The 21,119-nt window shown below is 60.9% G+C and carries 26 protein-coding genes; 16 read left to right on the plus strand and 10 right to left on the minus strand.

The window, feature by feature from the left end:
• Positions 1-232 precede the first annotated feature (232 nt).
• Positions 233-982 carry a M23 family metallopeptidase gene (locus MHK09_RS09970; RefSeq protein ID WP_250413456.1) on the minus strand — a complete coding sequence of 250 codons (750 nt, stop codon included), beginning with the start codon at positions 980-982 and terminating at the stop codon, positions 233-235.
• 425 nt (positions 983-1,407) lie between these two features.
• Here MHK09_RS09970 and MHK09_RS09975 point away from each other — a divergent pair, with 425 nt between their 5' ends.
• The 5 genes from MHK09_RS09975 to MHK09_RS09995 are packed head-to-tail and all read left to right on the plus strand — an operon-like array spanning position 1,408 to position 6,916.
• On the plus strand, positions 1,408-3,105 hold the full coding sequence (locus tag MHK09_RS09975) for a cell division protein PerM (RefSeq protein WP_250413457.1): 1,698 nt from the start codon (positions 1,408-1,410) through the stop codon (positions 3,103-3,105).
• A gap of 22 nt (positions 3,106-3,127) precedes the next feature.
• Positions 3,128-3,736 carry a phosphoribosylglycinamide formyltransferase gene (gene purN / locus MHK09_RS09980; protein WP_250413464.1) on the plus strand — a complete coding sequence of 203 codons (609 nt, stop codon included), beginning with the start codon at positions 3,128-3,130 and terminating at the stop codon, positions 3,734-3,736.
• 27 nt (positions 3,737-3,763) lie between these two features.
• The gene (purH, locus tag MHK09_RS09985) at positions 3,764-5,296 is read left to right on the plus strand and encodes a bifunctional phosphoribosylaminoimidazolecarboxamide formyltransferase/IMP cyclohydrolase (RefSeq protein ID WP_250413458.1); all 1,533 of its coding nucleotides are present in this window, start codon (positions 3,764-3,766) and stop codon (positions 5,294-5,296) included.
• A gap of 15 nt (positions 5,297-5,311) precedes the next feature.
• On the plus strand, positions 5,312-6,259 hold the full coding sequence (locus MHK09_RS09990; RefSeq protein ID WP_250413459.1) for a hypothetical protein: 948 nt from the start codon (positions 5,312-5,314) through the stop codon (positions 6,257-6,259).
• A gap of 24 nt (positions 6,260-6,283) precedes the next feature.
• Positions 6,284-6,916, plus strand: coding sequence for a hypothetical protein (locus MHK09_RS09995; RefSeq protein ID WP_005323797.1), 633 nt, complete (start codon positions 6,284-6,286; stop codon positions 6,914-6,916).
• Positions 6,917-6,932: 16 nt separating this feature from the next.
• Here MHK09_RS09995 and MHK09_RS10000 read toward each other — a convergent pair whose 3' ends face one another.
• The 6 genes from MHK09_RS10000 to rpmB form a co-directional block, all read right to left on the minus strand.
• The gene (locus MHK09_RS10000) at positions 6,933-7,649 is read right to left on the minus strand and encodes a TetR/AcrR family transcriptional regulator (protein WP_005323796.1); all 717 of its coding nucleotides are present in this window, start codon (positions 7,647-7,649) and stop codon (positions 6,933-6,935) included.
• Positions 7,650-7,751: 102 nt separating this feature from the next.
• A complete protein-coding gene (locus MHK09_RS10005) occupies positions 7,752-8,531 on the minus strand; it encodes a putative nucleotidyltransferase substrate binding domain-containing protein (protein WP_250413460.1) in 780 nt (259 codons plus the stop codon).
• 241 nt (positions 8,532-8,772) lie between these two features.
• Positions 8,773-9,027 (minus strand): 30S ribosomal protein S18, encoded by a 255-nt coding sequence (gene rpsR / locus MHK09_RS10010; RefSeq protein ID WP_005279904.1) that lies wholly within the window; start codon positions 9,025-9,027, stop codon positions 8,773-8,775.
• 15 nt (positions 9,028-9,042) lie between these two features.
• The gene (gene rpsN, locus MHK09_RS10015) at positions 9,043-9,348 is read right to left on the minus strand and encodes a 30S ribosomal protein S14 (protein ID WP_005279906.1); all 306 of its coding nucleotides are present in this window, start codon (positions 9,346-9,348) and stop codon (positions 9,043-9,045) included.
• A 3-nt stretch (positions 9,349-9,351) separates the two neighbouring features.
• Positions 9,352-9,516: a 50S ribosomal protein L33 gene (gene rpmG, locus MHK09_RS10020; RefSeq protein ID WP_005279910.1), complete on the minus strand. Its 165-nt coding sequence runs from the start codon at positions 9,514-9,516 to the stop codon at positions 9,352-9,354.
• Between the two features lie 2 nt (positions 9,517-9,518).
• Positions 9,519-9,755, minus strand: a complete 237-nt coding sequence (rpmB, locus tag MHK09_RS10025; protein ID WP_005279911.1) for a 50S ribosomal protein L28 — start codon at positions 9,753-9,755, stop codon at positions 9,519-9,521.
• A gap of 473 nt (positions 9,756-10,228) precedes the next feature.
• Here rpmB and MHK09_RS10030 point away from each other — a divergent pair, with 473 nt between their 5' ends.
• From MHK09_RS10030 to MHK09_RS10060, 7 genes are all read left to right on the plus strand, one after another.
• Complete coding sequence (locus tag MHK09_RS10030) at positions 10,229-10,498, plus strand: type B 50S ribosomal protein L31 (protein ID WP_005323793.1); 270 nt, start codon at positions 10,229-10,231, stop codon at positions 10,496-10,498.
• 15 nt (positions 10,499-10,513) lie between these two features.
• The gene (gene rpmF, locus MHK09_RS10035) at positions 10,514-10,687 is read left to right on the plus strand and encodes a 50S ribosomal protein L32 (protein ID WP_005279913.1); all 174 of its coding nucleotides are present in this window, start codon (positions 10,514-10,516) and stop codon (positions 10,685-10,687) included.
• A gap of 165 nt (positions 10,688-10,852) precedes the next feature.
• Positions 10,853-11,551: a response regulator transcription factor gene (locus MHK09_RS10040; protein WP_250413461.1), complete on the plus strand. Its 699-nt coding sequence runs from the start codon at positions 10,853-10,855 to the stop codon at positions 11,549-11,551.
• Positions 11,548-13,107, plus strand: coding sequence for a HAMP domain-containing sensor histidine kinase (locus tag MHK09_RS11710; RefSeq protein ID WP_250413462.1), 1,560 nt, complete (start codon positions 11,548-11,550; stop codon positions 13,105-13,107). Before MHK09_RS10040 ends, MHK09_RS11710 begins: the two co-directional genes overlap by 4 nt.
• A 109-nt stretch (positions 13,108-13,216) precedes the next feature.
• On the plus strand, positions 13,217-14,683 hold the full coding sequence (locus MHK09_RS10050; protein ID WP_250413463.1) for a S1C family serine protease: 1,467 nt from the start codon (positions 13,217-13,219) through the stop codon (positions 14,681-14,683).
• An 85-nt stretch (positions 14,684-14,768) separates the two neighbouring features.
• Positions 14,769-15,377 (plus strand): MogA/MoaB family molybdenum cofactor biosynthesis protein, encoded by a 609-nt coding sequence (locus MHK09_RS10055; RefSeq protein WP_179386229.1) that lies wholly within the window; start codon positions 14,769-14,771, stop codon positions 15,375-15,377.
• Positions 15,378-15,393: 16 nt separating this feature from the next.
• Positions 15,394-15,612 carry a hypothetical protein gene (locus MHK09_RS10060; RefSeq protein WP_005329139.1) on the plus strand — a complete coding sequence of 73 codons (219 nt, stop codon included), beginning with the start codon at positions 15,394-15,396 and terminating at the stop codon, positions 15,610-15,612.
• Between the two features lie 109 nt (positions 15,613-15,721).
• Here the strand turns inward: MHK09_RS10060 and mscL are convergent, their stop codons facing one another.
• The 3 genes from mscL to MHK09_RS10075 form a co-directional block, all read right to left on the minus strand.
• Entirely contained in the window at positions 15,722-16,213 is a 492-nt protein-coding gene (gene mscL / locus MHK09_RS10065; RefSeq protein ID WP_040425139.1) for a large-conductance mechanosensitive channel protein MscL, read from the minus strand.
• Positions 16,214-16,324: 111 nt separating this feature from the next.
• Positions 16,325-17,017 carry an SAF domain-containing protein gene (locus tag MHK09_RS10070; protein WP_250413465.1) on the minus strand — a complete coding sequence of 231 codons (693 nt, stop codon included), beginning with the start codon at positions 17,015-17,017 and terminating at the stop codon, positions 16,325-16,327.
• 63 nt (positions 17,018-17,080) lie between these two features.
• Positions 17,081-17,656, minus strand: coding sequence for a 5-formyltetrahydrofolate cyclo-ligase (locus tag MHK09_RS10075; protein ID WP_200436002.1), 576 nt, complete (start codon positions 17,654-17,656; stop codon positions 17,081-17,083).
• Between the two features lie 67 nt (positions 17,657-17,723).
• Between MHK09_RS10075 and MHK09_RS10080 the strand changes: the two genes are divergently transcribed.
• The 4 genes from MHK09_RS10080 to MHK09_RS10095 all read left to right on the plus strand — a co-directional run.
• Entirely contained in the window at positions 17,724-18,650 is a 927-nt protein-coding gene (locus tag MHK09_RS10080; protein WP_179386230.1) for a UTP--glucose-1-phosphate uridylyltransferase, read from the plus strand.
• 56 nt (positions 18,651-18,706) lie between these two features.
• Positions 18,707-20,017, plus strand: a complete 1,311-nt coding sequence (gene glp, locus MHK09_RS10085) for a molybdotransferase-like divisome protein Glp (RefSeq protein WP_200436000.1) — start codon at positions 18,707-18,709, stop codon at positions 20,015-20,017.
• Positions 20,017-20,727, plus strand: coding sequence for a GNAT family N-acetyltransferase (locus tag MHK09_RS10090; protein WP_200435999.1), 711 nt, complete (start codon positions 20,017-20,019; stop codon positions 20,725-20,727). The genes glp and MHK09_RS10090 overlap by 1 nt, the downstream gene beginning before the upstream one ends.
• A gap of 143 nt (positions 20,728-20,870) precedes the next feature.
• On the plus strand, positions 20,871-21,119 hold a 249-nt coding region (locus tag MHK09_RS10095; RefSeq protein WP_494546141.1), incomplete at its 3' end, for a SepX/GlpR family protein.

The following is a 21,119-nucleotide window of genomic DNA, read 5'->3' on the forward strand; positions in this document are numbered from 1 at the left end:
TGGCGCAATATGTGCTGTGAGCCCGGTGGTGGGGCGCTTGCCTTGGCGGGGCTTGCCTTTTGTGGGCGGCGCAATGGGAATGCCGGGACGCCCCTGAGGAGTCTTGGGAAAGGCTGGCTGTAGCCTAGGTGGTCGGGAGCTGTCGCTGGTGCCTTGAGCGAAATTGTGGACATGAAAAAGCGCCGCAGGGAAAGCCACTGCGGCGCTTAACAAGAAGGTATTGGGGTGGGCCTTAGAGGTCGATGCCTCGCTCGGCCAGCCAAGGCTGCGGATCGATTGCCTCGCCACCGTTCGGGTGAACTTCGAAGTGGAGGTGGGAGCCGGTGGAAAAGCCCATCGAGCCCATGCCGGCAATCTTCTGGCCGGCGTGCACATGCTCGCCAACGGCAACGTCAAGAGTTTGCATGTGACCATAAACGGTCATGGTGCCGTCGTCGTGCATGATGCGGATCCACTGGCCAAAGCCGGAGGCTGGACCGGAGTCGATGACCGTACCATCCATGACGGCAAGGATTGGGGTGCCGGGAGAGTTGGCGATGTCGACGCCCTTGTGGAAGGTGCCCCAGCGCATGGCGAATGGGGAGGTGAATGCGCCTTCTGCAGGGCGGGCAACGGAAGGTGCGCGAGCGGCTTCGTCGGCAGCTGCACGCTCTTCAGAAGCCTGGATGGCTTTGTTGAGCTGATCGGTCAGATCGGCAACTGGCTTTGCCTCGGCAACGTTGAGGATCTGTGGGGTGGCATCAACTGGAGCTGCAGCGGCATCCTCCACCTGGGTGGAGTCGGAGGCGAGCTCGAAGTCGACGGACTGCGTCTTAGTGGTGGCCGCGTCATCGGACTGGATGTTTGCGGCGGCTGCGCCACCAACGCCGGCGGTGGAAACTGCACCTGCCGCAACCGTCATTACGGCAATGCGGCCCTTCGCGGTCTGCGAGGTGACAATCTTGCGATGGCGGCCGGCGCCACGCTGAACTTTGCTTCGCATTAGGTCTTCTTTCGTCATTTTCACAATCTGCGCAGGACGAGTGTTACGTCCCCACCGAGTTAGTTACGAGATTGTGACCTTCTTGTTACCAACGAGATGTAACAGTAGCGTCTCGAAAAGATAACAGCAACCCAAATTAAAGAATTTTCAGGCTCGCCTCGGGGAAATTGTCCACGAGCAGGCAACATGGGGCACACGGAATATTATTAGTGCGATAAAGATCCCACGCGAGCTCCGCGTGCGTCACGCAAAACTAGCGGCCTTTTCTAGCGGCCTTTTCCTTCATAGTATTGCAGCCAGAGTTAAGGGTGTGAAACCAGGGTAGATTTTATACTCCTTATATATTTGTATAGCCCAGGTACAGGGGTTGCCGCCGGTGATTTTGCGAGCGCCTCGTCGCGCCACCCCGATTTCACTTCCGGAAGGTGGCAAAGTGGACGCCGATGAACAAAAACACCAGCCCCCAATCTCGGTCAACGCCCCGCCCGCGTAGCCAGGCGCGGGGCCGTACGGTGCGCACGGAGCGCACCCCACGCGCGCCTCATCCCAGTGGCTCACGCCAGTCTTCTGGATCGGCGCAGCGAGTCGCTCGCAAGGCCAGCTCCAAGGCTAAGGCGCGCCGTACCCCCGCGCCGTTGACCAAAGCCGGGCGCATTCGCCGCATGCTTATTACGGCGGCAGTGCCCAACGTGGTTATTGTCCTTATCATTATGGCCATCGCGCTGGGCGGTCTCATGCTGGCTGGCTCTCCCATGGCGTGGTGGTACACCATCGTGGCGGAGGCCTGGATGGTCTTTAACCTCGCCCCAGTCTCTGCGGCCGATGTGCATATTTCCTTCCTGCCGGCCTTGCCAGCGCTCATCCTCGCCGCGGTGGTGGCGGTTCGTGTGCGCAGCGCGGTCAAACACAAGGTCAGCGTCAAGGACCTGCTGACTCTCTTGGCCTGTGTGCTCGGGGTCCCAGTGGTCTTTACCATCATCGCGTGGCTGATGCTGTGGGATGCGGGCAAGGTCTATGACGTCTCCCCGCCAAACCTGGCGCAGGCATTGTTGCGCGTTATTGTTCTGCATCTGGCAGCCATGGCGGCCGGTATGGGTTGGCGCTTGTGGCGGGCGTTGGCCAAGCGTTATGGAGTGCCGCGCCCGCTTGTCGACGCCACCCAGATCGCCCTTCGCTACCTCGCCTACCTGGCCATTGGTGCAGCCGCAGTCTTCGCGGTGGTATTCCTTGTCAATGTTTCCCGCCAGGGCGAGATGATGAATGACTATCCCACGATCTCCGGTTTAGGCATTGCCGGACTCGTGCTGCTGAGCGTTCTCTACATTCCCAATGCCATCGTGAGCACCGCGGCGGTATTGGTGGGCTCGGAGTTTTCCGTAGGTGAAGGCTCGGTAAGCCTCTTTAGCGCCCACCTCGTGCCGCTGCCGCCGCTGCCCATTACCGGCGGCATTCCAGCATCCGCGCCCAGCTGGGCGGTGGCCCTATTGATCGTCCCTCTCGGTGCTGCAATCTATTCGCTGTATAAGAAGCGCCCGAGCTTCCAGGACGTTCTAGTAGCTACGGTGGCCGCCGCAGTAATCATGCTGGTTGCCTGCTACCTCGTTAGCGGTGACCTTGGCTACTACGGTGCGACCGGCCCGCAGCTGTGGACCGCCGCCGGCCTCACCGCCCTGTGGATGGCCGTCGTCGGTTGCGCGGTTGCCGCAGGCTTCGCCTTCGTGGCGTGGCGCGCGGCCCGCACGGCACCAGTTGCGGACCCCGCCGATGATGTCACTGCCGACGCACCCGATGCAGCCGCCGCCGAAACCGACGAGGCTCCCACCGACTCGGAGCGCGAGCCCATCACCGATCCGGAAATCGTTGACGCCGAGGTAGTTGAGGACGAGTCCCAGGATTCTGCACCTGCCGAGGCCGCGGAGGAACCGGAAGAAGAGCAGAAAGAAGAGGAAACTCCGGCCGACGAAATAACGGAGGAGCCGGAAGAGGAACCGGAGAAAGAGGCTGAGGAGGGCGATGAAAGGGGCGTCGCCAAGCCGCTGAGCCAACAGCTCAAGGACCAAATGGGGGAGAGCGAGCAGGACTCCGCGGGCGAAGATTCCCCCGAGGAGGGGGAGAGGGGCTAGGCTATAGCGCGTGACTTCACCGATGCCTCCGCGCTATACCGCTGACCCTGAACGCCTCCGAGTGGTGGTGCTCGTTTCTGGAACGGGTTCCCTGCTACAAGCCATTGTGGATGCCCAGGCCGGGCATTACCAGGTAGTCAAGGTGGTGGCGGATAAGGAATGCCACGGTATTGCGCGCGCACAGGGCCACGGGATTGAAACCGAGGTCGTGGCGCTGGGTGCGGATCGCGCCGAATGGAATCAACGTCTGGTTGACGCAGTAGATGCTGCGCAGCCAGACGTTGTTGTTTCTGCGGGCTTTATGAAGATCCTGGGCCAGGAATTCCTGGACCGCTTCGAAGGCCGCACCATCAATACCCACCCGGCGCTGCTGCCTGCCTTCAAGGGAGCGCACGCGGTGCGCGACGCCCTGGATTATGGCGTGAAGATCACTGGCTCTACCGTCCACTTTGTGGACGCGGGCGTGGATACCGGCTCCATCATCGCGCAGCGCCCCGTTGCCATTAACGCCGACGATGACGAGTCCACCCTCCACGAGCGCATTAAACAAGTAGAGCGCGATCTCATCGTGGAGGTGCTGCGTGCAGCTAACGTCCACGACGAGAAACTAACTATTCAACTCGCAGACTAAGACTTTTCGAAAGGCTTAATCCTCCTCATGAGCGAAGACCGCAAGCAGGTAAAGCGCGCCCTTATCAGCGTGTACGACAAGACCGGGCTGGAGGATCTAGCCCGCGCCCTCGATAAGGCAGGCGTGGAAATCGTCTCCACCGGCTCCACCGCGAAGAAGATCGCGGACCTTGGCATCGAGGTCACTCCGGTAGAAAAGCTCACCGGCTTCCCGGAGTGCTTGGAAGGCCGCGTCAAGACGCTGCACCCGCGCGTGCACGCCGGCATCTTGGCCGATACCCGCAAGGAAGATCACCTCAACCAGCTCTCCGAGCTCGAGGTAGAGCCTTTCCAGCTCGTCGTGGTCAACCTGTACCCCTTCCGTGAGACGGTGGCCTCGGGCGCGGACTTTGATGGCTGCGTGGAACAGATCGATATCGGCGGCCCATCCATGGTGCGTGCGGCCGCCAAGAACCACCCGTCTGTTGCAGTCGTCGTGGATCCTTCCCGCTACGACGAGGCCATGGAGGCCGTGAACAACGGTGGCTTTACCTTGGAGCAGCGCCGTGGCCTGGCCCGCGATGCCTTCCTGCACACCGCGGATTATGATGCGGCCGTCTCCGCGTGGTTCGTGGACCAGCTCAGCGAGGAGGGCCAAACCACCCCGCTGCGCTACGGCGAGAACTCTCACCAGGCGGCGACCGTCACCCGCATCGGTTCCAAGGGCCTTGCCAATGCCACCCAGTTCAATGGCAAGGAGATGAGCTACAACAACTACCAGGATGCGGATGCCGCGTGGCGCGCCGCGTGGGACCACGAGCGCCCCTGCGTTGCGATTATCAAGCACACCAACCCATGCGGCATTGCCGTGTCCGAGGAGTCCATCGCCGCCGCCCACCGCGCGGCGCACGCGTGCGACCCAATGTCCGCCTTCGGCGGCGTGATTGCCGTCAACCGCGAGGTCACCGTAGAGATGGCCGAGCAGGTTAAGGAGATCTTTACCGAGGTCATCGTCGCGCCTTCCTATGAGGACGGCGCCATCGAGGTGCTTAAGGCCAAGAAGAACCTGCGCGTGCTGCAGGCAGAGCACGAAGACCAGCACGAGGAGCGCAAGTACATCTCCGGCGGCGTGCTCACCCAAGAGCCAGACACCTACCAGGCCGAGGGTGATAACCCGGCCAACTGGACCCTGGCTGCGGGCGAGGCCCTCAACGAGTCCGACTTGGCTGAGCTCGAGTTCGCCTGGCGCGCCGTGCGCGCGGTGAAGTCCAACGCCATCTTGCTGGCCAAGGACAATGCCACCGTGGGCGTGGGCATGGGCCAGGTCAACCGCGTTGACTCCGCCAAGCTGGCCGTCGAGCGCGCCAACACCTTGGCCGATGGTGCCAACCGCACCGAGGGCTCCTTCGCCGCTTCTGACGCCTTCTTCCCGTTCGCCGATGGTTTGCAGGTGCTTCTCGACGCCGGCGTTAAGGCCGTTGTCCAGCCCGGCGGCTCCATCCGCGACGAAGAAGTCATCGCGGCAGCGAAGGAAGCCGGCGTTACTTTGTACCTGACCGGTACCCGCCACTTCGCGCACTAGCCTAAGCTAGACGCCATGACATTCCCTATCCGCCGGGCCTGGGGCCCGGCAGCCACCCTTATCGCCTGCGCGCTCACCCTGAGCGCCTGCGGCGACGAGGACGCGGCAGAAAATTCCCCTACTTTCGTCAACACCGAAGCACGTGGCACGGCAGATCCCCTCTACGGAAAAGAGACCACGTCCGCAGCGCCGGCGGCCTCATCCGCAGCACCAGCCGCCTCGTCTGCGCCTTCCTCTTCCACGGAGCCATCGGCCGCGGCACCCGCCGGTGACGTCCAAGCCGTGCTTGACCGCATCGTGGCCGAACACGGCGATGTGGGCATCGCGGTCTCCGATGGCACGACCACCGTTGAAGCGGGGCGCACCGCTCCCGAGGCCGCGTGGTCAACCTCCAAGGTGCCGGTGCTCATCGCGGCGAATCGCACGGGTGCGGCCGATAGCCAGCTAGTGTCCTCTGCAATCACCTACTCCGATAACGAGGCCGCCAAGGCCGCGTGGGCGGCACTAGGGGAGGGGACCGCCGCCGCGCAGGCCGCACAAAGCGTCATCGCGGAGGCCGGCGATACCGCCACCCAAGTCCAATCCCAGGTCACCCGACCGGAATTTACGGCCTTTGGCCAAACCATGTGGAGCGTGGGTAATCAAGCCAAATTCATGGCTGGGCTGCGCTGCGTTGAAGGTGCCCAGCCGATTATCGACGCCATGGGTGTCGCCGATCCCGCCCAAGCCTACGGCCTGCGCACCTTGCCGGGCGCCTTGATGAAGGGCGGCTGGGGCCCGAGCCCCGCCGGCGCCTACGACGTGCGGCAGATGGGCATCGTGCAGCTTGGTGGGCACGACGTCGCCGTGGCACTGATTGCCTCCTCCCCTGATGGTCAGTACGCCTCCACCCAAAAGGTGCTTACCTCCATGGCCGAAGCCCTAGCGCAGGCCGAAACCCAGTGGCCTAGCCCCGCCTGCTAAGCCAGTCAGTAGAAAGGAAAACTCATGACTTCTCGCTTAAGCCTCCGCCCGTTTATTGCCGCAGGCGTCGTTCCGCTCGTGGCCGCCAGCCTCGCGCTGAGCGGTTGCAGCGACTCCACGGACGAAAACGCCCCGAGCTTCAAAGGCGAGGGTAGCGGCATGACCACGGTGAATAACTCCGACAAAGAAGAGGAGAACGCTGAGGAAACTACGGCCGCCCAAAAGACCGTAACCAAGGAAGAGGAAGCCCCAGAGGAACCGCCGGTAGTCACGGTCACGCAGACGGAAAAGCAGGAGGCCCCGTCGTCCACCGGTGGGGGTCAGAAGACTGGTGTGGGAAACTACATTTCTGACTTCAATGAGTACGGATGGCTCGATGGCGGCTACGCCAACTGTCAGCGCTTTGAGCGTGCCTTGTTCGCTGGGTCTGGTCCTGACGGCAGGGTTATCATTTGCGAGACCGGAGGTGGCTACAAGTTCTATCGCTCGTCGATGTTTGATGGCCAGTTTGAATCGGGTGACGTTACCCAAGACGGCAATAACTACTACGTCAATGCGGATCCGTCGATCATTGTGGTGACGCCGAGTGGCGTAAGCGTGCGCGAGGGCGGCGGATTGGCCGCCACGGGCGAGTTCACGGAGTCGTGGCAGCGCTAACGCGGAAAACGAGGGGCTAGCGCGACTTCTTCTTGCGGTCGGCCGCAGCAGCGGCGGCCGCAGAGATGGAGTCGTTGCGGTTCTTCAGCAGCTCCAAGGTAGTTTCCTCGGCGTTTTCGGGGACGGAGGCGCCAAGGACGGCCAAGGCGGCGTCGGCAAGCATGGCGGCAGTCTCCGGAACCGACTGGGAAGCGTCGAACGGCGGTGTGCCGTTATTGGGGCGCATTTCAATCACGGACAGCGCAATGTGGAAGGGCAGCTCCACGCGGGGGTCATCCTCGCCCACGATGGCGGCGGCGGTGGAGCGGAAATGGTTCTGCAGGCGGTCGCGTGACTCGTGATACTCGGAGAACTCCGGGGAATTGGCCACCGGCAGCTGATACAGGCGGCCCACGTTCCAGCCGCTGGTAAGCAGCAGACGCGATTCTGCGGCAACCAAAGACCACAGGCGCTGAGCTGGGTCGGCGTCGGTGCCCGCCAATTCATCGGCCAATTCCAGGGAGGGCTCGATGGTGGAATTGAGCAGCGTCAGGAAAATCTCCGTCTTGGACGGGAAGTGGTAGTACAGCGACGCCTGACGGATGCCCACCGCGTCTGCAATCTGGTGCGTGGACGTGGTAGCAAAACCCTGAGTAGTGAAAAGCTCAGAGGAGGCGTCCAAAATCTCCTCACGGGCGCTATTGCCCCTGCGCCGCGGGCTGTGTTTACGCGGCCTACCGACATTGCCTGCCATGCGGTGGGACGCCTCCTTTCACAAAAGAGAAATCGCTTTTAATAATCAACTGTACAATCTTATGCCCGACTAGGTACTGCTTCCGAATCCGCACCGTAGAGACTATTTATATTCTTCTGCCCGCCGGGAAATAGACTCAAACGCCGCCGAGACAATGCGGCACGCAGAACCATAAGCGGTGCGGTCCAGCGGCGGAAGATCGCGCAGCGTGACCGGGCGATCGCTAACGCCTTCGTACCAACGGCGCAACTCTAACGCATAACCGGTGCGCCACGCTAGGTCCAAAGACTCTGCGTCCGCGGCGGTGAGCAGATCACGTTCCACGCCAATCGCCAGGCGGTCAACGGTCGGGCGCGGTCCAGGTGCCGCCCAGCGTGCGATAGCTGCAATGGGGGAGAGCAGCGTGGCCTTAATATCGACCGCTGCATTGCGGTCCGGCAGGCCATCGACCATCTTTAGGGCAGGCGGGCGCTGGCCCAAGGCTTCTTCTAGCAGTGCTTGTTCCCCGCCGTTTCCAAGGGGCAGGCCGGCGTCGACGCGCGCGGCGATGGAATCGGCGGCTGCGTGAGCTTGGAGACCGACATCGGCGAAGACCTTTTGCAGATCGGCATCGTCGCCCATCCACACCACGGGCATGGAGGGCAGCTGGTCGCCACGGGCGGCTGCGCCGCTAAGACGGACCGGGGAGTTAACCCCCGGGGAGCGAACAATATCCGTAATCAGCCGGGAATACCAGTGGGCCAATTCAATCTCATTGTCCTGGTGGGCGACCGCGTTGCGCAAGATATCTTGGGCCTCCGCGAGTAGTCCGCGGGCCGTGGCGCGGGACTGGCAGTGCGGGGCGAGCTCGGAAAGATCGAGTAGGGATTGGTGCAGGGCCATTGCTCACTGCCTTTCACTAGTGCGGGGCCGGTGCTTCCCCGCCGGCTGCGGGGTGCACGAATGCTTTCAATCTAACACTTCAGTTCTGTGTTCCGGGCATGTGGGCTACGGGGAAGGAAAGAAAGGGCTAAAACGACTTTCGCCGCCTGCCCTCGAGGAGGGAGGCGGCGAAAGCTTATGGTTCTTTTACCGTGTCACACTTGCCAGCGGCAAAAGTGCGCTGTTGATACCCAGCTACTGTTTAGCGGGTGGTGAACGGCAGGAGAGCCATTTCGCGTGCGTTCTTGACTGCGGTAGCAACCTGACGCTGCTGCTGCGGGGTCAGACCGGTGACGCGACGGGAACGGATCTTGTGACGATCCGAGATGAACAGACGCAGAGTCTTGGTGTCCTTGTAGTCCACCTTCTCGATGCCCTCAGCCTTCAAAGGGTTCTTCTTTGGGCGACGGCTCTGCTCCATACGGAACTTCTTTTGGTTATTGCGCTTATTAGCCATTGTGCAATTACCCCTTTACCAGCTGGACTTACGAACGCCCGGCAGCTCACCACGGTGAGCCATGCCGCGCATACGGACACGGGACAGGCCGAACTTGCGGAGGTAACCGCGTGGGCGGCCATCGGCAGCGTCACGGTTACGTACGCGGGCTGGGGAAGCGTCACGAGGCTGGCGGTTCAGCTCGAACTGAGCCTCCAGGCGCTCCTCATCCGGGGTGTTCGGGTTCTTGATGATCTTCTTGAGTTCAGCGCGACGCTCCGCGTAGCGGGCGACGATTTCCTTGCGCTGCTCGTTCTTAGCGATCTTGGACTTCTTAGCCATTGATTATCGCTCCTCGCGGAATTCGACGTGCTTGCGGGCAATCGGATCGAACTTCTTCAAGGTGATGCGATCCGGGTTGTTGCGCTTGTTCTTACGGGTCACGTAGGTGTAACCAGTGCCCGCAGTGGACTTAAGCTTGATGATTGGGCGGATATCGTTACGTGCCATACTTAAATCTTCTCCCCACGTGCGCGAATCTTAGCCACAACGGACTCGATGCCATCGCGGTCGATGATCTTCATGCCCTTGGTGGAAACATTCAGGGTGATGGTACGGCCCTCAGAGGGCAGGTAGTAGCGACGACGCTGCACGTTGGGGTTCCAACGGCGCGAAGTGCGGCGGTGCGAGTGCGAGACCTGCTTGCCGAATTCCGGCTTGCGGCCCGTTACCTGGCAAATAGCCGACATGGGTCTTCTTTCTCCTAGCCGCCCACATCATGGCTATAGACAATGAAGCGCCGACTGCCGTGTGAGGGTGGCAGTGCTCAAAAGTGAGGTGTGAGCGGGTGCGGCGCCATCGTCAAACACCAGTAGACGGGGCGTAAAACGTATATTTTGACAACAGCAAGGGAAAATCTTACAGCCTCGGACGCGAATTACCTAATCGCTGCCTTGCTGCGGCACGTGGGCCGTTTGCCGTGCTGGGGTGGTGTTTGCCTGTGGGGCGTCGCTAAGCGTGGCGCAAGAAACGTGAGTGAAATGAGTGGTCGCCGCTGGTCGGGGATTTCGTATATGGGTTAGTTGACTGTAGGATAATTCAGGTTGTTGACCCGTGCCACGCGGCGCGCGGTTAACAGAGTGAAATTTGTACGTCCCAACTCGGGCACGATCCACGCTAAGCGTGTGGAACCGACCCGTAGTCCAACCCTGAGGGAATATATATGAAGAAAGATATTCACCCGGATTACCACCCGGTAGTCTTCCGTGATGCTGGTACCGGTCACTCCTTTTTGACCAAGTCCACCGCTTCCTCCGACCGCACCGTTGAGTGGGAAGACGGCAACGAGTACCCACTGATCGTCGTTGACGTTACCGCTGAGTCCCACCCGTTCTGGACTGGTGCACAGCGCGTTATGGATACCGCCGGCCGCGTCGAGCGCTTCAACCAGCGCTTCGGCGGCATGGCACGCCGCAAGAAGAAGAACGCGTAAGGAGGAGAGTAGAAAATGGCAACTCCTAAGTTTAAGAAGTCCCGTGCGAACACCCACGCACGTCGTTCCCAGTGGAAGGCTGACAACGTAGCCCTCCAGGAAGTCACCATCGACGGCCAGACCGTCCGCATCCCGCGCCGCCTGGTTAAGGCTGCCAAGCTGGGCCTGGTTGACGTAGAGCAGTTCTAAGCTCGCTCTTTAACTTCCCCGTCCGCTCTCTTTAGAGGGCTGGGCGGGGATTTTTTAGCTTTAGAAGCCTCCTATAAGCATGTTTTAACCGTATTTGGGGGGCTATGGGGGTAAATATTTCCCTTAACTTCATGAAGTTGACTGCCATCAGTAATAATTAGGACTATGAAAATCCTTGTGGTGGATGATGAACAAGCCGTCCGCGAATCGCTACGCCGTTCCCTACGTTTTAACGGCTACGAAGTGCTGACCGCTAACGACGGCTTGGAGGCCGTGGAGACGGTGCGCGCTGAGAATCCCGAATTGCTGATTCTGGACGTCATGATGCCCAACATGGATGGCCTTGAGGTATGCCGCACCCTGCGCAGTGAGGGTTGGGACCGTCCAATCCTCGTGCTGACTGCGCGCGATGGTGTTTCGGACCGTGTGGCTGGCCTCGATGCCGGCGCGGATGATTACCTGCCAAAGCCATTCGCATTGGAAGAGCTCTTGGCCCGCGTGCGCTCCTTGGTACGGCGTGCCTCTGCAGATTCCATCGCTGCTGAAGCTCCGGTGGAAAGCAAGCTGAGCTTCGAGGACCTTGAACTTGATGCCGATACCCGCGAAGTAAGCCGCGGTGGCCGAGCCATTTCCTTGACGCGTACCGAGTTTGCGCTGCTGCAATTGCTGATGGAAAATCCCCGTAAGGTTCTCTCGCGCAGCAAGATCTTGGAAGAAGTATGGGGATACGATTTTCCTACCTCCGGCAATGCTCTTGAGGTCTATATCGGCTACCTGCGTAAGAAGACGGAAGGCGAGAGCGATGCTCGCCTTATCCACACCGTCCGTGGCGTGGGCTATGTTTTGAGGGAGTCTAATTCGTGATTTTAAGGAAGCCCGCTTCCCCTACGGTGGCTTCCGGGAAAGCACAGTCCACCCCTCTTGCCGAGTTCTCTGATCGTCAGGGGAGTTGGGCTTCACGGGCGCCACTGCGGTGGCGCCTTGCTACTGTTACCGGCCTTGTTGTGGCCGTAGCCGTTGCCTTGATGACGTTGGCAACGTATTGGGTAGTTTCTATGTCCCTTACTGCCTCCCTCGATGACCGCTTGGAGGCCAAGGCCGATGTCTTATTGCGGCAAAGCCAAGACCCGCGGTTCATGGATAACGTGGACCAGGAAATCGAGGACTTTAAGTCCTATAACCCTGGCACCCGTGTAGCCCTATCACCGCCCTCCATGAGCTTTTCCTACGGCGACACCATTCCTGTGGGCGGGGACTTCCACCGGACGGAGGATTACACGGAAACTTCCGTGCGTACCGTCGGCGGCGAGCGAGTACTGGCCAAGCGCCATGATCTCGGCTCTACCGTGGTCGTCGCTCAGTCTCTCGCTCCTACGCAAGAGCTCATTGCCATCTTGGGCACGGTGCTTCTGATTATCGTTGCCCTTGGCATCGTGCTCGCCATTTTTGCAGGCCTCATCGTGTCCAAAACCGGTATGCAACCCATCGCCCGGCTGAAGCGAGCGGTGGATTACGTGACGCAGACCAACGACCTGCGTCCTATTGAGGTCTCCAATAACGACGAGATGGCGCAGTTGACCACCTCCTTTAACCAGATGCTGGAGGCACTGCAGGAATCCCGTTCGCAGCAGTCGCAGTTCGTAGCCGATGCTGGACACGAGTTGAAGACCCCGCTGACCTCTATGCGTACCAATATTGAGCTGTTGATGATGCTCAATCGCGCCGGTGGTGGCTTTGGCATGAGCGATGAGGATCGCAAAGACCTCGAAGATGACGTCATGTCCCAGATGAATGAGCTCTCCACCTTGATTGGAGACCTCGTTGATTTGGCACGCGAGGATGGCAATGAGCGCGAACCGGAACCGGTTGACCTTTGTGAAGTCATGATGGCTTCGCTGGAGCGTGCGCGCCGCCGTCGTCCCGATGTGGAGTTCTTGGTGCGCTTTATCCCGTGGGAGCTGGACGGCGACCCCTTCGCATTGGGCCGTGCCACGCTTAACCTCATGGACAATGCGGCTAAGTGGTCGCCGGCAACTGGCACGGTGCGCGTATCCATGGAGCAGCTATCCTCCCACGAGGTGCGCCTGCGCTTTGATGATTCTGGGCCTGGCATTGCTCCGGAGGAGCGGGAGAAGGTCTTTGAACGCTTCTACCGTTCGGCGGAAGCGCGTTCCATGCCGGGATCGGGCTTGGGCTTGGCCATTGTGAAATCGGTAATTGAACGCCACGATGGCACGATCAAGATCCGCGAGTCTAATGATGGTGGCACCCGCATGGAAGTCATCTTGCCGGGCAAGCCTGTGCCGGGTGAGATTTTCGTGGACGGTTTGGCAGACCCGCATGAGGGGCTGCCGGGTGGTAAGGAAGACCCAAGCGACCGGGGTGAAATCTTTGCGCAGCGTTGGTTTAATCAGGGCTAGCGTACAAGCGTTTATACTGGTGAGGTAATACAGCAACCTTTCAGGAATTCCTAGTAGGTTGGCAGATCAGTATCAGTCTTGACCAAGCGAAGTGAGGCATAGTTTTCTCATGAACATGAGGAATGACGATTACCGCGGTTTTGATGGAAACTCCCCAGAGGGAGAATTCCAGGAAGGTCCGGGTAGGGCCGAGCCGGTTCAGGGTGGTCCGAACTTTGGGGAGACCGGACAGCCGGATCCGGGTGCCGGAAATGCTGGCCCCTACAGCGATGGCACTGGTCCTAATGGTGGCGTCGGTGCGCAGGCGTATGAGACCGGTTCCTATTCGCAGGGCTGGAATCAGCCGCGCGGCGGTGCTGAAGGTGATGACCCGCGAACGCTAGGTTCGCTGGGCCCCTATCCTAATGCCTCGGAGACCCAAAGCTTTAGCGGTCAGGGGCAGGAAGGCCCAATGGTCACCCCGCTGCCTCCGCAGCCGGAGCAGAAGAAGAAAATCGGCTTGGGTGCCGCCACCGCTTTGGCGGCCGTTGCCGCCATCGCCGCAGGCTCGATTGCCGGTGCTGTGGTCGGTATGAGTTCCGGGGGAGGCAATAACGATACCTCTGTAGTCAATGAAGCCCTCAAGGCTGAGCCGGCCAACAATAGCACCGGTAAGGAACCGGAGCAGGGTTCCGTTGAAGAAGTTGCCTCTAAGGTTTTGCCGGCGGTGGTTTCTATCCAGACGATGACTCGTACTGGTGGGGCTGAAGGCTCCGGTTCTGTCATCTCCCCAGATGGTTATGTACTGACCAACCACCACGTGGTTGCCGGTGCTGAGCACGGTGGCATGATGCAGGTGACCATGAATGACGGCAGCAAGCATGAAGCTGACGTGGTGGCCTCGGATGCGAATACGGACGTTGCCATCGTGAAAATCAAGGACGTCAAGGACCTGCCGTTCTTGCAGTTCGGCGACTCCGATTCCGTTGCCGTGGGCCAAGAGGTGGTGGCCGTGGGCTCACCTTTGGGCCTGAACGCTACCGTGACCTCGGGCATCGTGTCGGCAAAGAACCGTCCCGTGCGCGCGTCCCAGGAGGGTGGCGAGTCCTCATTGATTGACGCCATTCAGACCGATGCTGCGGTAAACCCTGGCAACTCCGGCGGCCCGCTGGTGGACCGAGACGGCAATATCGTGGGCATGAACTCCATGATTGCTTCGCTGTCTAATGACTCCTCCGGCGAGGGCGGCTCCATTGGCTTGGGCTTTGCAATTCCATCCAACTTTGCCAAGCGCATGGCAGATGAGCTCATCAATGACGGCAAAGTTTCCCACCCAACCCTTGGCGTGAAGGTGCTAGCGCGCGACGACGGCAATGGTGCCCGCATCGCCGAGGTAGAGCCGGGCGGTCCAGCAGATAAGGCGGGCTTGAAGGATGGCGACATTGTCACCCGCGTCAACGATCGCCTGATTGAAAACGCTGATGCGCTCATCGCGGCGGCGCGATCGCAGGACTTTGGCGCGACGGTGACCTTGGAGGTTACCCGCGAAGACTCGGATGATTCTCGTCAGGTAGAGGTAACCCTCTCAGGCGAGTAAATTACTGTGCAAGACCTCATTAGGTGCTGAATGCGCCGTACCTCACCCCGCCATAAGGCCGTACTGCCTTAACTTAAGGAGAAAAATGCCAGATTCGCAGCACGATGTGACCGACTCCGCGCAGCCCGACGGCGCGAATAAGCGCGATTCCTTGATGGATGTTGCCGAACCCGATGATGCCTTCCTGTTGGCAAGCGAGCAGGAGGATAGCCTTGCCGCCCCGCGCCGCGGGCTCATCGTTATTGTCACCGATCATCCTGGTGAGCAATCCGATAGCACTTCGCAGCTGGTAAGCGAGTTGCTCGCGGAGGCTAATTTCCGCGTTGATGGCGCCATCGTGGTGCGTTCCAAGAAGTCCAAGATCCGCCAGGCCATTGAGACCGCCGTGGTCGGTGGCGTGGACTTGGTTCTCACCGTGGGCGGCACCGGCGTAGGCCCGCGCGATAAGACTCCGGAGGCTACCCGATCCGTCATTGACAAGATGGTCCCGGGCGTGGCTCAAGCTTTGCGTTCTTCTGGCCAAGCCTGTGGCGCGGTGGATGCCTGCACGTCCCGCGGCCTATCGGGTGTTTCGGGCTCTACCGTCGTGGTCAACCTCGCTTCCTCGCGTGCTGCGGTCCGTGATGGCATGGCTACCTTGGCGCCTCTGGTGCACCACCTGATTGATCAGCTGCAGCAATCGAGCGTCCAGTAATAGCAGGGCATTTTCTATGACGTCGCGGAGAAATCGCCGGCGAGTATTCCGCCAATCCGATGCTGCCGGCTATGACCGTAGTGCTGATAAGCCCGGAGTACCCGCTTCCCACGGTGTTGATGAAGAGAGAATCGTTACCGTCGATGACGCGGATTCGGTGGCGGCAGAGGGGGAGTCCGGTCAGCGCGATGAACAGTTCTACCGAGAAAATCAGCCCCCTCACTACGGCGGCTAGTGCTTAAGGCCGGCCGCAGGTAGGTAGCTACAGAGGTAAATAAAAGCCCGTGGTTTCTTCCGAAGAATGAAACCACGGGCTCTGTGCTGCGCAGGCAGCGAAGGAGGAATTAGGCCTGGTGGCGGCCGCCGCCGGTAGAACCGTAATCGGCGTCGGTAGCGCCGCGGGTGGAACCGTCAATTCCGGTACCCGGGATGTCCTTATCGGAGACATTCTGGGCCTCGAGCAGGTCGCGGATTTCCGCGAGCAGTTCCTCGGAAGTTGGGGCAGGGGCCTCAGGGTCCACACCGTGGCGGCGCTTAGCGGCCTCGGTGAGCTTGTTGATCGGCATGACGATGAGGAAGTAGACCACTGCGGCGATGATGAGGAAGTTAATCGCTGCGGAGATGACGGCGCCGAAGTCCACGAAGGTGTTTTCGGCATCTGTGATGTGGAAGCCAACGGCACCAACCTCAGCGGAGCCGAGGGAGTTAATGATCGGCTGGATGATGGAGTCCGTGACGGACTTGACGATTGCGGTGAAGGCAGAACCAATGATGACTGCGGTGGCAAGTTCGATGACGTTGCCGCGCATGATGAAGTCTTTGAAACCCTTGAGCATGGTGATATGCACAAACCTTTCTGGGAATAACTAAGGGTAGTTAAAAACCATGGACACCGCGAAACATTAGTGCAGCCGGTAACCAACCACAACTGCTGTGTCTGAAAAGGTCTAGCTCTGCTGTGGGTGGGCGCGGTCACCCACAATAACGACTGTGAGTGGTTGGCTTAACGACGCCGCGGCTACATCATTGGCGTGGTCATGGGGCAGCGCGAGCAAAACGGTCGAGGAAGAGGCCTCGCCTTCGGCGCTGGAGGTTGACACCACGCGCCCGCCGGTGGCGATAACGCGCGCGGTGGGTGCGGTGGGCGCCTCGCCCTCTCCAACATCAGAAGGGGAGGAGGCGGCATCGACGGCGGTTACCACGTCCACGGTATCGCCATGGTGCAGGTGGGGGATGATATCGGGCTCGGCGAGCTTGACTGGGATCATCCGCGCGGCCGCGGCTTCGGAGCCGCCGACCAAGCTGGAGACGAGGTCTTCTCCCAGAAGGCGCGCATCGGTGACCACCTCACCCTTGCCGGCTGCGGCGGTAATAACGCGGCCGGTGAGTTCTTCTGGCTTTGCCGCTACTGCGGAATCGGGGATGGAGGAGGCAGGAAGGCGGGCCAAGTCGACGTCGGCAAGCGCCAGCTCCGCCCCTGCAGGCAGATCGCGGCTAAAGACGGGAACGCGCGGCAGTTCCTTAGCCGCAGATAAGGCCGAAGCCAGCGCGGCAATAAGAAGGGCCACCGCAATGGCGCGGCGCACTACAACGCCGCGGCGGTGGCCAGGGGTACGAAGGGTGGAAACGAGGCGGGGCATACGCGAAGTGGGCATACTCTTTTAGACTGCCCGAAACCGCGCATGGTTCCCGCACCCTAAAAACTAGAAGCGGGTGATGCCCTCTGCGGTGACGGCGGCATCAACCTTGCGGTCATGGTCCTCGGTAGGCAGCTCGTCTAGGAATTCGGAGGGGTAGACCATGGCGAAAACCGGCGGCTTGCCGTGGGGAAGCGGCTCTAGCGCGCGGTCATAGTAGCCGCCGCCCTTGCCCATGCGGTTGCCCTTGGCATCTACCGCCATGGCAGGGGCGAGCACCAGGTCGCACTCGGCCAGCACGCTGCTATCAAAGCTTGGGCCCTGGGGCTCATTCAATCCCAGTGGGCTGGTGTGCATGGCTTCCTTGCCGCGGTATTCGGCAAAGGTCAACGTGCCATTCTCGCCGGAAATTGGCAGGAGGACGCGGGAGACATGCGCCTTGAGCCACGGCACAAAGTCCGCGCCGCCGGGCTCGGAGCCCAAAGGCCAGTAGGCGGCCACGGTCATGGACTCGGTGAGCTCGGATTCGAGATGCTTGCGCACGGCGGCGGTGAAAGCATCGTGGTCCTCGGAGGAAAGTTCGCGGCGGGCCTGGACCAAGCGGGCGCGCAGCTCGTTTTTGGCGGTGATGGAAGAGGTCATAAATAAATCATAACCCCGCGGCGTAGCGGTGCACGGGAAAATAATGTGGCGTTGTACGCTATTGTGCATGGCTATAGAACGCGAAGATTCCGCCCGCGGAATCACCACGGTTGTAGTTCCAGCGGCAGGTATGGGCACCCGATTTTTGCCCGCCACCAAGACGGTTCCCAAGGAACTGCTGCCCGTTGTTGATACTCCCGGCATCGAACTCATCGCAGAGGAGGCGGCCTCTGTCGGCGCGCGCCGCCTTGCGGTGATTACCGCGCCCGATAAGCAAGAAGTCATGCGTCACTTCGAGGCATTCCCCGAGCTGGTAGAGACCCTTGAATCCCGCGGCAAGGACGAGCAGGTGGCCAAGGTCAAGCGCGCCAACCAGATCATTCACCCCGTTGCGGTGGAGCAGGAAAAGCCGCTGGGCTTGGGCCACGCGGTGGGCCTTGCAGAAGAGGTGCTTGGGGAAGACGAGGATTCCTTCGCCGTCATGCTCCCTGATGACATTGTGCTGCCCGCCACCGTCATGGCGGATATGGCGCGTGTGCGCGCGGCATTGGGCGGCAGCGTGCTGTGCGCCTTCGAGGTCCCGCGCGAGCAGACCTACAACTACGGCGTCTTTGACGTGGAGGATACCGATGCCCCTGGCGTGAAGAAGGTCGTGGGCATGGTGGAAAAGCCGGCGGTAGAGGATGCCCCTTCTAACCTCGTGGCCACCGGCCGCTACCTTTTGGACCGCAAGATCTTTGATGCCCTGCGCCGTATTAAGCCGGGCAAGGGCGGCGAGCTGCAGCTTACTGACGCCATCGAGCTCCTCATTGAGGAAGGCGAGCCCGTCCACGTGGTAGTCCACCAAGGAAAGCGCCATGATTTGGGCAATCCCGGCGGCTATATCCCCGCCAACGTGGACTTTGGCCTGCGCGATGAAAAGTATGGTCCCACGCTGTATAAAGCGATTAAGCAAATCATGGCCGAGTATGAGGACGAGCACGGCCTAGCCTAGGGATTCTTCCCAGTGGCCAAGGACGTGGAAGCGAAGAAAGGGCGGGCATAGACCTTATGCGTTCAGTTGATGACCAGTTGGCGCTGGTAACGGATGCGGCGACGACGCCGGAGCCGGTGCGCATCGGTATTTCCAACGCGCTGGGTTTGATGTGCGCCGAGCAGGTACAAGCCAACCAACCCCTGCCGGGCTTCCCGCAGGCGGCCATCGACGGCTACGCGGTGCGCGCCGTGGATATTGGCGGCGAGCGGGGCCTGCGGGTGCGCCGCCACAAGGACCAGGGAGAACAGTCCGCCGAGGGCGAAGAGGATGCGGATTCCCCGCAGCCGGAGGTAGAGCGTTCCCTGCCCGTGGTGGGTGAGGTTCCGGCCGGCTCTAAGCAGCCGCTGCGCCTGCAACCTAAGCAAGCGGTGCGCGTATATACGGGCGCGCCTTTGCCCACGCTTGCCGACGCCGTCCTTCCCCTCGAGTGGACCGACCGCGGCCGCAAGCGCGTTACCGCCCACCGCCCGGTGCGCTCTGGTGACTTTGTGCGCCGAGTGGGCGACGATATCCAGCCTGGTGATGTCGCCGTATCCTCCGGCACCGTCTTGGGTCCAGCTCAGATTGGCCTTCTAGCCGCGGTAGGCCGCTCAAAGGTGCTGGTGTACCCGCGGCCGCGTATTACCATTATTTCTTTTGGCCGCGAGTTGGTTGACTTGGACCAAGAACCGGCACTGGGCCAGGTTTTTGACGTGAACTCTTATTCCTTGGCCGCCGCGGCCCGCGAAGCCGGGGCGGAGGTGCACCGCGTGGGCATTGCCGAGGGCGAGCCGCGCCGCATCCGCGAAGCATTGGAAAAGCACATTGCCCGCAGCGAGGTGCTGGTTATCTCCGGCGCAGTGGGCGGCGCTGGCGCCGAGGCCATTCGCGAGATCCTCGACGATCTTGGTGATGTCGATACCTCCCGCGTGGCCATGCATCCCGGCTCCGTCCAAGGTTTTGGACTGGTGGGCGAGGAGCGCATTCCTACCTTCTTGCTGCCGTCCAATCCGGTGTCCGCGCTTGTGGTCTTTGAGGTGTATATCCGCCCGCTCATCCGCTTGGCGCTGGGCAAGCGCAATGCGCACCGCCGCGTGGTGCGTGCCCGCGCGTTGAACCACATCGATTCCCGCCCCGGCCGGCGCGGCTTTATCCGTGCTCGCCTGATGCGCGATGCCGAAACCGCGGATTACTTGGTGGAAGGCCTCGGCGGTGCTGCAGGTGCCCCAGCCCACCTCTTGGCCGGCCTCTCAGAGGCCAACGCCATGATTCGCGTGCCGGAAGAGGTCACCGAAATCCGCCCGGGCGATGTGGTTGATGTGTTGTTTTTGACCCAGCGCAGCTAATGCTCGATCCCTTCGGCAACGCGGCGGATAGGTTCCGCCATCCTGCTACCGGCCCCGCCGATGACATGCATCCAGGGTGGCCGGAATCCACTCCTATTGTCCAGCTTCCCTCCTCTTCTGTCTTTCCCTCGGGGGCGCGGATGCGTTTGCGCCCCCTGCTGCGTTCCGACGGCCACGAGTGGCGGCGTCAGCGCATCGACGATGAATGCTTCCTCCGCCCGGTCGAGCCGACCCAAGCCGCACCGTGGGCGGCGGCGCATAGCCAGCAGGCGTGGTGGAATCACCTGATGTACCTGCGCACCGCCGCGCGTGAGGCGCTGGTGATCCCGCTTGTCATTGAGGTGGAGGGAAAGTTCGCCGGGCAGGTGACCCTGGGAAATATTCAGCATGGCAGCATTCGCGATTGCTGGATTGGCTACTGGGTCTATTCCGCGGTTCATGGCGCCGGAGTGGCTACGGCGGCCACCGCCTTGGGCGTGGACCACGCCTTCGGGCGAGTGGGTTTACACCGCGTGACCGCCACCTATCTGGAGCACAATCCGGCCTCGGGTCGCGTCTTGGCCGCCAACGGATTCCGGCATGAGGGGTATTTGCGGCGCAATCTGCATATCGACGGCGCGTGGCAGGACCACCACTACGTGGCGTTGGTGAAAGAAGACTTTGCCTCTACGGCGGTGGAGCGTCTCCGCCAAGCTGGACGGTTGGCGTGAAATAGCGTCCCAATCGCTGGGAATCCGACCTCATTTTTCACATAAGTCACAACATTGTAATTTGCGTGAATTTGGGGTGCTACGGTGCGGTTTCACCGTTTAAGGTGGAGTAATCATCTGTATTCAAGGGGAAGGTCCTTTTCGTGTCGACAGCTGTGCCGATTATCGCGATCATCGTGGTGTGGCTCTTCGTGCTCGCACCGTGGCTATTGGGTAGGAATAACCGCCCAATGAGCCATACCGGTGAGGCCTTTGAAGATACCCGGGTCCTCTTTGAAGGAGATTCCGGCAAGGTCGCCGGCCGGCGTCGTCCGCGCCTGCGCCCCGGCGACGTCCACCGCCGTGACAATGAGGACGAGGCGGACTATGAAGTCGTCGAGGCTGCAGACGCT

The organism is Corynebacterium tuberculostearicum (assembly GCF_022347235.1).
Classification (GTDB): domain Bacteria; phylum Actinomycetota; class Actinomycetes; order Mycobacteriales; family Mycobacteriaceae; genus Corynebacterium; species Corynebacterium tuberculostearicum_F.